Source organism: Ileibacterium valens (assembly GCF_001945525.1).
Lineage (GTDB): Bacteria > Bacillota_I > Bacilli_A > Erysipelotrichales > Erysipelotrichaceae > Ileibacterium > Ileibacterium valens.
The window spans coordinates 1-3,026 of the sequence record NZ_MPJW01000169.1 but is presented as its reverse complement, the minus strand read 5'-3'; the positions used below and the strand labels follow the sequence as shown (position 1 = coordinate 3,026).

Genomic DNA, 3,026 nt, shown 5'->3' with positions numbered 1-3,026 from the left:
AAACATCAGTAAAAGACATAACAGAAGGTCTGAAGTAAAAGTTGTAAGAGAGTAGCAATACAGTCAAACAACAGTTCAGAAGTGAAAACACGAGATCAAGCAAGAAAGGGCGTACGGAGAATGCCTGGCCAGCTGCGATTGAAGAAGGACGCGCCAAACTGCGAAAAGCGCCGGCAAGCTGTAAGGAAGCACAACCGGCGGTATCCGAATGGGGAAACCCGGCTGAATAGAAATCAGTCATCCAGCAATGGAGAAAAACCCGGCAAACCGAAACATCCAAGTAGCCGGAGGAAAAGAAAACAAGAGTGATTTCCCAAGTAGCGGCGAGCGAAAGGGAAGAAGCCCAAACCACGCAAGTGGGGTTGTAGGACCGCAAGAAATGGAAGGGAACGTTAGCTGAACCTGCTGGAAAGCAGGCACAAAGAGGGTGAAATGCCCGTAGGCAAAAGCGAACCTGGAGATAGCGGAATCCTGAGTACGACGGGACACGGGAAATCCTGTCGGAAGCAGGCGGGACCATCCGCCAAGGCTAAATAGGAGCGGCTGAGCGATAGTGAACCAGTACCGTGAGGGAAAGGTGAAAAGAACCGCGCAAGCGGAGTGAAAGAGAACCTGAAACCGTATGCTTACAAGAAGTCAGAGTCCGTTAAGGGATGATGGCGTGCCTTTTGTAGAATGAACCGGCGAGTTGTGAATCTGTGCAAGGTTAAACCGAGAAGGTGAAGCCGAAGCGAAAGCGAGTCTGAAGAGGGCGACAAGTAGAGGTTTACAGACCCGAAACCGGGTGATCTAGCCATGGGCAGGTTGAAGTTGGGGTGAGACCCAATGGAGGACCGAACCGACTGCCGTTGAAAAGTCAGCGGATGACCTGTGGCTAGGGGAGAAATTCCAATCGAACCCGGAAATAGCTGGTTCTCCCCGAAATAGCTTTAGGGCTAGCGTCGCAAACAGCGATGTGGAGGTAGAGCACTGAATTCATGATGGCCCCATCCCGGGGTACTGAATGGAATCAAACTGCGAATGCCATGTTGAAATGAAAGCGGCAGTCAGAGTGTGGGTGATAAGGTCCATGCTCAAGAGGGAAACAGCCCAGACCGCCAGCTAAGGCCCCAAAATGATGACTGAGTGGAAAAGGATGTGGGGACGCACGGACAGCTAGGAGGTTGGCTCAGAAGCAGCCATCCTTGAAAGAGTGCGTAACAGCTCACTAGTCGAGTGGCCCTGCGCCGAAAATGTACCGGGGCTAAGTCATCTGCCGAAGCTGCGGATAAGGACAGTAGAGATATTGAAATTGTGGTAGGGGAGCGTTGCATGAGCATTGAAGCCAGATCGAAAGAAATGGTGGAGATCATGGAAGTGAGAATGCCGGTGTGAGTAGCGAGATGCAGGTGAGAATCCTGCACACCGAAAGCCTAAGGATTCCAGGGGAAGGTTCGTCCGCCCTGGGTCAGTCGGGACCTAACGCGAACCTGAAAGGGGAAGCGGATGGAAAGCAGGCAGAGAATCCTGCACCCGCGTATGGAGTGATGGAGTGACAAAGAAGGATAGTGTGACCCGCTAAGTGGATTGCGGGCCAAGCGAAATAAGCGGCATCCAGGCAAATCCGGATGCAAAAGCGAAAACGTGAAGGGGAAGACGTTAGTCGAAGCACATGAATCCAGCTTTCAGGAAAAGCTTCTAGCATGAATCCATAAGCGGCCCGTACCAAAACCGACACAGGCAGGCGGCAAGAGAATTGCAAGGTGAGCGAGAGAACTGTTGCCAAGGAACTCGGCAAAATGGCCCCGTAACTTCGGGAGAAGGGGCGCTCGAAAGAGCCGCAGTGAAAAGGCCCAAGCGACTGTTTAACTAAAACACAGCTCTATGCGAAGCCGCAAGGCGAAGTATATGGGGTGACACCTGCCCGGTGCTGGAAGGTTAAGGGGAAATGTTAGTTTGCACGAAGCATTGAACTGAAGCCCCAGTGAACGGCGGCCGTAACTATAACGGTCCTAAGGTAGCGAAATTCCTTGTCAGGTAAGTTCTGACCCGCACGAAAGGTGTAACGATTTGGGCGCTGTCTCGGCAGCAGACTCGGTGAAATCTTAGTACCTGTGAAAATGCAGGTTACCCGCAACTAGACGGAAAGACCCCATGGAGCTTTACTGCAGCCCGGCATTGGGTTTGATTGATGCATGTACAGAATAGGTGGAAGGCGAAGAGACTTGAACGCCAGTTGAAGAGGAGCCGCAAGTGGGATACCACCCCTGTATTGGTGAAACCCTAAAGCAGACGAAAGTCGCCAAAAGTGCCGGGTGGGCAGTTTGACTGGGGCGGTCGCCTCCTAAAGAGTAACGGAGGCGCCCAAAGGTGCGTTCAGTCTGGATGGAAACCAGATGAAGAGTGTAAATGCAAAAGCGCGCCTGACTGCGATGCAAACAGGCAGAGCAGGGACGAAAGTCGGGATTAGTGATCCGGCGGAACCGCATGGAAGGGCCGCCGCTCAACGGATAAAAGCTACCCTGGGGATAACAGGCTGATCCCGCCCAAGAGTTCACATCGACGGCGGGGTTTGGCACCTCGATGTCGGCTCATCGCATCCTGGAGCTGGATTCGGTTCCAAGGGTTGGGCTGTCCGCCCATTAAAGCGGTACGCGAGCTGGGTTCAGAACGTCGTGAGACAGTTCGGTCCCTATCTGTTGTGGGCGAAGGAGATCTGAGGGGAGCTGTCCTCAGTACGAGAGGACCGGGATGGACCTGCCGCTGGTGCACCAGTTATCATGCCAATGGTACAGCTGGGCAGCTAAGCAGGGAAAGGATAAGCGCTGAAAGCATCTAAGCGCGAAGCCAGCCCCAAGATAAGATCTGCCATTCGAAAGAAGTAAGACCCCTTGAAGACGACGAGGTAGATAGGTCAGAGATGGAAGTGCAGAGATGCATGAAGTTGGCTGATACTAATCGGTCGAGGGCTTGATCGAAGCAAGCGAAGTGTAAAACACAAAGAACAAAGACAACAGACAAGAAGGATGTCGCTGATGTTTGGTTTT

General features: G+C 52.6%; 1 rRNA gene. It reads left to right on the top strand.

Going from position 1 to position 3,026, the window contains the following annotated elements:
• Nucleotides 1-93 precede the first annotated feature (93 nt).
• Nucleotides 94-2,957, top strand: a 23S ribosomal RNA gene (locus tag BO222_RS08630).
• Nucleotides 2,958-3,026 lie beyond the last annotated feature (69 nt).